Below are 8,655 nucleotides of genomic sequence, written 5' to 3'. Positions count from 1 at the left end.
AGGCGGGCTGCGCCAGGTGCTGTACAACGGCAATTTCCGTAACGGGATCGTGTTCCTGTCCTTTCTGGATCGGCGGCAGTTCAAAAACGCGAGCCGCCAGCAGGCGCTGCGCGGAAAGTTGCCGGGTTAGTTCACCTAAAGCGGCCTGTAAATCGGAGGCGCATTGATGCAAATTTTCGACAGCAGTGTACCGACTCATTATATATCCTTAGTTACAACATACTTTAAGATAGCAAACGGGCGATAAAAGAGCGACTGTGCAGATGAGGGAATAAAATAGATCGGAAGGGGGAATAAAGCTGCCACGCTGAACGACCAGCGTGGCCGAAGATTTAGATCAGGAAATCTTCCAGCTTTTTACCCTGATCCAGCGCCTGCTTAATCACTGCCGGAGTACGGCCCTGGCCGGTCCATGATTTAGTTTCGCCGTTCTCATCAGTATATTGGTATTTAGCAGGGCGTGGCGCGCGTTTCGCACGTGATTTACCTGAGTGGCTTTCAGCCGCGGTCAGCTCGCTTAAATCGATACCGTCGTCCAAAAGCATCTGACGATATTTCGCCAGCTTCTCTTCTTTTTCTTTGATTTCTGAAGCGATAGCCGCTTCTGCATCACGACGTTCGTTAACGATAGCTTCGAGTTTTTCCAGCATCTCTTCCAGTTCAGATAAAGAAACTTCACGAGCCTGTGCACGAAGAGTTCGAATGTTATTTAGTACTTTCAGAGTTTCGCTCATAAAGGAATCCGTAGCGTTGAGTTAGTTAAAAAACATTATCAGTGTATGTATCGTAGGACAGTGTACATAGAATTTCCGCAGTTAAAAACACTAAATTTCAAAAAAACCTTTATTGGGGGACTTTTTCATATTTTTTGCAAAATAGTCCCGCCCTGATGACGATATATTTTCCCTGAATGGGAAAAATCTTAACTTACCCGGCAGGGCAGAATAAAAAAGGCGCAGCTGGCTTATCGGAAGCGGCTGGCATTTCAGTCAAGCCCATAGCGGTAAACGAGGTTAAATTAATCTCCCGTAGCAACATCGTAAGAATTTTTTGCAAGCTGTGAGTGGGATTGTTTGACATTTTGCTGCGTCAGGCAGCGTTAAAGTCTGTCAGCCACTAAAAGGGGCAGGGCAAACAGTTATAATGAAAGTGGCAAAGATAAAAAATAACAGAGGGCAAGGACGCTATGATTAATCTTACAAACTTTGCTATTTATCAGTCTATTCAACCGTCAGGCTTATCAATGTAGTTACAACATACTTAAGCAGTAAATTTCAGGCGTTGCGTTAAGTACAGTATTACACTTCCCCCCTTTATGGCTTTAAAACCTATTGATACAGCTGTTCAGTACAAAGAGTTAATAATCAACGCTACTGGTGAGTCTTGTTTCCCTGTGCCAGGATAAATTTATCCATTCAACAGGATAAATTAATGAATGTCTTTCCGTTCCGCTGGCTCGCTCTCATTCTGTTCTCGGCGCTTGCGGTAGGCCTCCTTGAGCAGATGAGACTGCCCGCTGCGCTGCTATTAGGGCCAATGCTGGTGGCTATTCTGTTTGCCGCTCGTGATAAATCCGTGGTTATTGTCAAACCGCTCTTTTATTTAGCACAGGGCGTAGTAGGGTGCATGATAGCGCGAGCCATGCCGCCCTCCATATTTGTAGAAATAGCCGCAAACTGGCCACTGTTCGCTGCTGCTATTTTCTCCGTTATTCTCGCCAGCGCGCTGTCGGGATGGTTGTTAACCCGCTGGCAAGTCCTGCCAGGCTCAACGGCAATTTGGGGATCGTCGCCCGGTGCTGCAGCCGCCATGACGTTGATGGCAGAGAATTATGATGCCGACGTGCGGCTGGTTGCCTTTATGCAATATCTACGCGTAGTTATTGTAGCGTTGCTGGCGACCTTCATTGCCCGTATCTGGACACCGCCAACAACCATACCTGCCGGCTCGGCTTTTGCCATTATTCAGCCGATAGAGTGGCCTGCATTTGGTACCACTTTATTAGTAATAGTCATCTGTGTAGGAATTAGCCGACTGATAAGACTGCCAGCGGGTGCTTTATTACTCTCGCTCGCTGGCGGACTGCTGGTACAAAATGCTCACTGGGTGAAACTGGAATTACCGCCTGTTCTGCTTATGACGGCTTATGCCCTGATCGGCTGGAGTATTGGCCTGCGCTTCAATCGGGCTATCCTTATTTATGCGACTAAAGTGTTACCGCGGCTGTTGCTGGCGATATTTAGTTTGGTCGCGGTTTGCTGCGGGCTGGCTTTTTTACTGGTACGTTTCGCCGGTATCGATCCTTTAACGGCTTACCTCGCAACCAGTCCTGGCGGCGCTGACTCGGTTGCTATTATTGCCGCATCCAGCCATGTCGATCTTTCTTTTGTCATGGCGATGCAGACCGGACGTTTTATGGTGGTTTTGCTCACCGGGCCGGTTTTAGCGAAATGGTTAGCGAAGCGTACTGGGGAAAAACAACTGGCTGGCAAAAAAAAGCCGGACTAAACGTCCGGCCTTATTTTACGATTGATCAGGCTTCCGGGAAAGGCATGGTACTGCCCGGCGCTTCCCGATGAATATGCAGGAAGGTCAGATGACGTTCGTACTGGTCGAGAATATCATTGATAATCTGCTCTTTGGTGTAATCCATCAGATCGTTACCCTGAGTTCCCTCCAGCAGGAATGTTTCCAGACGGAAATAGTCCGACTTGCCGCTGCGGGCACGATAGGTAAACGCCGGGACGGAATAGCGCTGCGGCCAAATCTGATAGAGGAAACTCTGCTCGTCGCCGAGGTTGACAACCATTTCCAGATGATTAAGGCGTTCATCTTCCAGCGGTGGCCGCTCGCTGACCTGGACCTTAGCACCGCGTCGCTCCAACTCAAGCGCCACTTCTTCCATCGCGGGCCGACAAACGTTATCCAGCATCTTTTTGGTATGCCTGCTGCCCGGATAGTTCATCACGCGAGAAATACGCTGCTTCCAGTTCAGGCGATCTTCGCGGGAAACCGGCGCGGGCGGGGTGCTGACAATAGTACTGGCGCGGCGGTGATCCTCTACACGCAGCGACTTATACAGACCGGCCATCACAAAGAAAATAACAAAGCTGAAGGGCAGTCCCATAATGACCGTGGTTTTCTGCAGCGCGGTTACACCATTGACCATCAGCATACCCAGCGTCAACAGACCAATCGCCAGCGACCAGAAAATACGCAGCCAGTTGGGTGCGTCGTTATTAATGTCGCTCAGCTTCGAGGTAAAGTTGCCCAGCACCAGCGAACCGGAGTCTGCTGAAGTGACGTAGAACAACAGACCAGTGATAGTGGCGACCGACGCGCTAAAGGTAAAGGCAGGATATTGGGCCAGCAAACTATAGAAGCCGCGCTCCGGATGGGCCAGCGTTTCCTGTGCCAGCGCGGTATTACCATGAATAATCTCGTACAGCGCGCTGTTGCCGAAAATCGACAGCCACAGCAGGGTAAAGATAAACGGGATAGTCAGCGTACCCACTACAAACTGGCGGATGGTACGGCCGCGTGAGATACGCGCCAGGAAAAGACCGACAAACGGTGACCAGGCAACCCACCAGGCCCAGAAAAACAGCGTCCAGTTGTTCATCCACTCGGTAGGGCGGTCGAAAGCGAAGCTGTTTAGCGTCATGCCCATAAAGCGGTTGATATAGTCGCCCACGTTCAGCACCAGCGCGTTAAGCAGGAAGCTGGTATTCCCCATAAACAGCACAAACAGGATCAGACCGAGCGCCAGCAGCACGTTAAGTTCCGACAGCAGGCGGATGCCTTTATTCACGCCAGAGGTGACCGAAATGGTCGCCATAATCACCGACAGGGCGATTAACGCTGCCTGAGCCGTCAATCCTTCCGGCACGTCAAACAACACTTTTAACCCGTAATTCAGCTGCACCACCCCGATTCCCAGCGTGGTAGCGATACCGAAAATGGTCCCTACAACGGCGGCGATATCCACAGAGTGGCCAATGGGGCCGTTGATGCGTTTGCCAAAAATAGGATAGAGCGCAGAGCGGATAGTGAGCGGCAGGCCGTAGCGGTAGCTAAAATAGCCCAACGCGATCCCCATTAGCGCGTACATCGCCCAGCCGGTTAAGCCGTAGTGGAACAGCGTCCAGACCATAGCCTGACGCGCCGCTTCCAACGTCTGACCCTGGCCTTCCGGCGGCATCATATACTGCGTAACGGGTTCCGCCACGGAGAAAAACATTAGATCGATGCCGATACCGGCGGCAAACAGCATGGCCGCCCAGCTCATCAGGCTGAACTCAGGTTTAGACTGCTCCGGACCAAGCTTGATTGAACCAAAACGGGAGGCGGCGATAAGCACCACAAAAACGATGTAGACGGTGGCCGCCAGCAGGTAATACCAGCCGAACGTATTAGAGACCCACTGCAGAGTGTTATTTATCCAGCGATCGGATAAATCGGTAAAAAAGATGGTGGCAAGCGAGAAAAGCAAAATTAACGCTGCTGAGGTATAAAAGACCACTGGATTAATGCGGTCTTGCTGATCTTTCCTGGGTATTTCAGTCGTCGGCATAGATTCTCCGAAAAAATGCTCAAGAATAAACCCGATTATCACAAAGCGTGCCTTAGCGCATACTGGGAAACATCCGCCGCATATCCGCTAACTACACTGGGGAGCTGCTCGGGCAGGTAGTGTATTTTGTTGATCTTTGACGATTATTTGGCTATTCGCTTCACCTCCTTCACGTTGTGTTAAAAAATGAGCTTCACATCATAGTTTTTATTGATTGAGCATTCAATTAAAAATAACAGTAAGGGAAATGATAGCGGAATAAACCCTATAGTTTACGTGTGTTATTGGTTTTGGCTTTTGCTTTAATAAACAGGATCGCATGGAAGTGCGTAGCAATAATTAAAAACTTATGCTGGAATGACTAACGAGGCTTGCAGAGCAAATAAGGAATGATGATGACTGAATACGCAATTATCGCTGGTGGCTGTTTCTGGTGTACCGAAGCCGTTTTTAAACAGATTGACGGTGTGGATTCGGTAGAGAGCGGCTACATTGGCGGTCACGTTGCCAACCCGACTTATAAGCAGGTCTGCACGGGCGAAACCGGCCATGCGGAAGCGATCCGTTTGGGCTTCGATCCGGAAAAAATCAGCTACGGCGAGCTGCTGGACATCAGCTTCGCTACCCACGATCCGACCCAGCTGAACCGCCAGGGCAACGATATCGGTACCCAGTACCGTTCGGCCATTTTTCCGCTGAACGAAACGCAGGCGGTAGAAGCCAAAGCGGCGATTGCTCGTGCTCAGGCGGAGCTGGCCGAGCCGGTAGTGACGACGATCGAGAGCGCCAGCGAATGGTATCCGGCGGAAGATTATCACCAGAACTATTGGGAAGGCGAAGGGCAGGAAAACCGTTACTGTCTGGCCGTTATCCCGCCAAAACTGCAGAAGCTGCGTAAGCGTTACGCCAGCCAGACTAAATAAAACGTTATTGCTGAAAGCGGGCCTGCAGGCCCGCTTTTTTTACAGCTTTTTACTGTGCAGCCGAAAACCGGTCATCAGCGCCAACAGCAGCAGCACGGTAATAAAACCCGCAATGCCCGCCCAGCCAAAATGATGCCAGAACACGCCGCCCAGCGTGCCCGCCAGGCTTGATCCCAGGTAGTAGCTAAAAAGGTAAAGCGAGGAGGCCTGGCCTTTGGCTCGCCGGGTACGCGGGCCTATCCAGCCGCTGGCAACGGAATGTGCGGCAAAGAAGCCCGCCGTAAACAGCATCATGCCTGGAAAGATCAGCCACAAAGTGTTTGCCAGCGTGATCAGCACGCCCGTCAGCATCAGGGCCATCGATGCCAGCAGAACCCTCGCCCGGCCATATTTTGCGGTCATTGCGCCCGCTTTTGGAGAGCTCCAGGAGCCGGTGAGATAAACCACCGAAAGCAAACCCACTACCGCCTGGCTCAGCGACCATGGCGGTGAAAGCAACCGGTAGCCAATATAGTTAAACAGGGTGACGAACGCGCCCATCAGCAAAAAACCCTCCGCAAACAGCAGCGGCAGGCCGCTATCGCGCCAGTGCAGCCTGAAATTGATCAGCAGACTACGCGGCCTCAGTGAGGCGGGGCGAAAATGGCGGGAAGGCGGCAGGATCTTCCAGAACATCAGCGCCGCCGCCAGGGCAAGGCAACCAATGGCGGCGATCGCCACGCGCCAGCTGGTAAAATCGGCAATGACGCCGCTAAGCAGACGGCCGCTCATGCCGCCGATGGAATTGCCGCTGATATACAGCCCCATCGAAAAAGCCACGGCGTTGGGGTGGATCTCTTCACTCAAGTAGGTCATGCCCACCGCCGCCACGCCGCTGAGCGCCAGACCCGTCAGCGCCCGCATCAGCAAAATGCCATGCCAGCTGCCCATCGTTGCTGACAGCAGCGTAAAAAGCGCGGCCAGCATCAGGGCCGTTACCATCACGGGCTTACGGCCAACGGCATCGGAAAGCGGGCCGGTCACCAGTAATCCCAGAGCCAGCGTGCCGGTCGAAATTGACAGCGACAAGCTGCTGGCGGCGGGCGAGACGCCGAATACCTGCGACAGAATCGGCAAGATGGGCTGCACGCAATACAACAGCGCAAACGTCGCCAGCCCTGCCGAAAAGAGCGCCAGCGTGACGCGCATAAACTGCGGTGTGCTTCTTTTAATATAAAGTTCGGCGGGTCGGGGAGCGTTTTTCTGCGCCGGGATAGCCTGAGTAGTGGCGTTCACTGCCTGTCCTTATGTCAGGAAAATAGATGTTAATTTTATGTAAAGCTTAACAGGTTGTATAATCTATTAATCCTCTCAATTGAGATGTTTAAAATATGAATATTGAGCTTCGCCATCTGCGCTATTTTATTGCCGTTGCAGAAGAGCTGCATTTTGGTCGCGCCGCACAGCGCCTGGCAATTTCTCAGCCGCCGCTCAGCCAGCAAATCCAGCAGCTTGAACAGCAAATCGGCGCGAAGCTGTTGGCCCGTACTAACCGTAGCGTTCAGCTGACGCCTGCCGGGGCCCACTTTTTGACCAGCGCCCGTCAGATTCTGCACAGCGTTGAGGTCGCTACCGATAAAGCGGCCAGGTTGCATCGGGGTGAGGAGGGCACGCTACGCATTGGCTTTACCTCTTCTGCGCCCTTCATTTCTGCGGTTTCCGATGCGTTATTTACGTTTCGCCAGCACTATCCGGACGTGCATGTAAAGATGCAGGAGCTCAACACTCGTCAGCAGCTGGCCCCGTTGCAGGAGGGACAATTGGATCTGGGCGTAATGCGTAATACTCCGCTGCCGGAAACGCTTGAGCATCGGCTGCTGCTGAGGGAACCGCTTTGCGCCGTTGTGCATCATGCCCATCGTCTGGCTGGACGTGGCACGATCTCGCTGCGTGAGCTGGCGGCTGAACCTTTTGTCTTTTTCGACCCCCAGGTGGGGACAGCCCTTTACAGCGAAATTCTCACGCTGCTGGATCGTTATGCTGTCCGGCCTCCTGTCGCACAGGAGGTGGGGGAAGCGATGACGATCCTGGGCCTGGTAGCCACCGGACTGGGCGTTTCGATCCTGCCCGCTTCGTTTTGTCGCGCCCGCCTGGATCAGCTTTGTTGGCTGACGCTGCAGGAAGAAGACGCGTGGTCGGAAGTCTGGCTGGTGTGGCAAAAGCGGGGCGAAATCAGCGCGGCCACGCAGCACCTGCTGAAGATGATGCTGAGAAACGCTGATTCTAAATGATCAAGCGCTTAAGCTGGATTCTGTGCTGTTAATCACACTAAAAATCAAAGCGTTGACGAGTCCGCGGAACTGTTTCACCATGAGCAGAGATTTATTTTGAGGCGCGAAAATAAAGTGATAGCCGACAATCAGCCTGGTCATATCGATCAGATCAAACAGACCAATGCGGGCGTAGTGTATCGCCTGATTGACCGCTATGGTCCGATATCGCGCATCGCGCTGTCAAAAAAAGCACAGCTGGCCCCGGCAAGCATCACAAAAATTGTGCGTGAGATGCTGGAAGCGCATCTGGTGCAGGAAACCGAGTTTCAGGAAGCGGGCAGTCGTGGCCGCCCGGCGGTGGGGCTGGTGGTCGATACGCCCGCCTGGCATTACCTTTCTGGCCGCATTGGCAACGGCGAAATGACGCTGGCGCTGCGGGACTTAAGCAGTCTGCTGGTGGTAGAGGAAGTCCGACCCTTGCCCGTTGACGATCCGCAGCCTCTGCTGACGCGCATTATTAATGAAATCGACGCCTTCTTTATTCGCCACCAGCAAAAGCTGGAAAGGCTAACGGCCATTGCGATTACGCTGCCCGGCATTTTGAATGCGCAAAAAGGTATCGTGCATCGGATGCCTTTTTATCGCGTCAGCGATATGCCGCTGGCCGAGGCGCTCTCGGCACGTACCGGTTTGCCGGTCTATATTCAGCACGATATCTGCGCCTGGACGATGGCGGAATCGCTGTTTGGTGCCTCGCGCGATCTCAGTGACGTTATTCAGGTCGTTATCGATCATAACGTAGGCGCGGGGGTGATTACCGGCGGTCGCCTGCTGCACAGCGGGAGCAGTACGCTGGTGGAGATTGGGCACACGCAGGTCGAGCCGTGGGGCAAACAGTGTTACTGCG

Annotated in this window: 8 protein-coding genes; 4 read left to right on the top strand and 4 right to left on the bottom strand. The window is 52.8% G+C overall.

The genetic code is table 11. From position 1 onward, the window contains the following. Positions 1–199, bottom strand: a 199-nt coding sequence (locus RTK32_RS14825) for a DNA replication terminus site-binding protein (RefSeq protein WP_312045299.1), incomplete at its 3' end; no start/stop codon positions are given. A gap of 133 nt (positions 200–332) precedes the next feature. Continuing rightward, the gene (locus RTK32_RS14820; RefSeq protein WP_312045297.1) at positions 333–734 is read right to left on the bottom strand and encodes an H-NS family nucleoid-associated regulatory protein; all 402 of its coding nucleotides are present in this window, start codon (positions 732–734) and stop codon (positions 333–335) included. Between the two features lie 697 nt (positions 735–1,431). Between RTK32_RS14820 and RTK32_RS14815 the strand changes: the two genes are divergently transcribed. Continuing rightward, positions 1,432–2,508, top strand: coding sequence for an AbrB family transcriptional regulator (locus tag RTK32_RS14815; RefSeq protein WP_312045295.1), 1,077 nt, complete (start codon positions 1,432–1,434; stop codon positions 2,506–2,508). Between the two features lie 25 nt (positions 2,509–2,533). On the opposite strand, the gene RTK32_RS14810 is transcribed toward RTK32_RS14815, so the two are convergent. Continuing rightward, positions 2,534–4,573: a choline transporter gene (locus RTK32_RS14810; protein WP_312045293.1), complete on the bottom strand. Its 2,040-nt coding sequence runs from the start codon at positions 4,571–4,573 to the stop codon at positions 2,534–2,536. 392 nt (positions 4,574–4,965) lie between these two features. Between RTK32_RS14810 and msrA the strand changes: the two genes are divergently transcribed. Continuing rightward, the gene (gene msrA / locus RTK32_RS14805; RefSeq protein ID WP_312045303.1) at positions 4,966–5,496 is read left to right on the top strand and encodes a peptide-methionine (S)-S-oxide reductase MsrA; all 531 of its coding nucleotides are present in this window, start codon (positions 4,966–4,968) and stop codon (positions 5,494–5,496) included. Between the two features lie 39 nt (positions 5,497–5,535). Here the strand turns inward: msrA and RTK32_RS14800 are convergent, their stop codons facing one another. After that, on the bottom strand, positions 5,536–6,771 hold the full coding sequence (locus RTK32_RS14800) for an MFS transporter (protein WP_312045292.1): 1,236 nt from the start codon (positions 6,769–6,771) through the stop codon (positions 5,536–5,538). A gap of 95 nt (positions 6,772–6,866) precedes the next feature. Between RTK32_RS14800 and RTK32_RS14795 the strand changes: the two genes are divergently transcribed. Then, positions 6,867–7,766, top strand: a complete 900-nt coding sequence (locus tag RTK32_RS14795) for a LysR family transcriptional regulator (RefSeq protein WP_312045290.1) — start codon at positions 6,867–6,869, stop codon at positions 7,764–7,766. A 114-nt stretch (positions 7,767–7,880) separates the two neighbouring features. Next, a partial coding sequence (locus tag RTK32_RS14790; protein WP_312045301.1) for an ROK family protein occupies positions 7,881–8,655 on the top strand: 775 nt, incomplete at its 3' end.

Origin of the sequence: Erwinia sp. (assembly GCF_031978025.1) — a bacterium.
GTDB lineage: Bacteria > Pseudomonadota > Gammaproteobacteria > Enterobacterales > Enterobacteriaceae > Erwinia.
Note: the sequence above shows the minus strand (reverse complement) of the source record. Positions and strands in the feature narration are given on the sequence as shown.

Excerpts from the sequence above, each read along its gene's own strand:
- RTK32_RS14820 (WP_312045297.1), bottom strand. The coding sequence starts at position 734 with ATGAGCGAAACTCTGAAAGTACTAAATAACATTCGAACTCTTCGTGCA.
- RTK32_RS14815 (WP_312045295.1), top strand. The coding sequence starts at position 1,432 with ATGAATGTCTTTCCGTTCCGCTGGCTCGCTCTCATTCTGTTCTCGGCG.
- RTK32_RS14810 (WP_312045293.1), bottom strand. The coding sequence starts at position 4,573 with ATGCCGACGACTGAAATACCCAGGAAAGATCAGCAAGACCGCATTAAT.
- msrA (WP_312045303.1), top strand. The coding sequence starts at position 4,966 with ATGATGACTGAATACGCAATTATCGCTGGTGGCTGTTTCTGGTGTACC.
- RTK32_RS14795 (WP_312045290.1), top strand. The coding sequence starts at position 6,867 with ATGAATATTGAGCTTCGCCATCTGCGCTATTTTATTGCCGTTGCAGAA.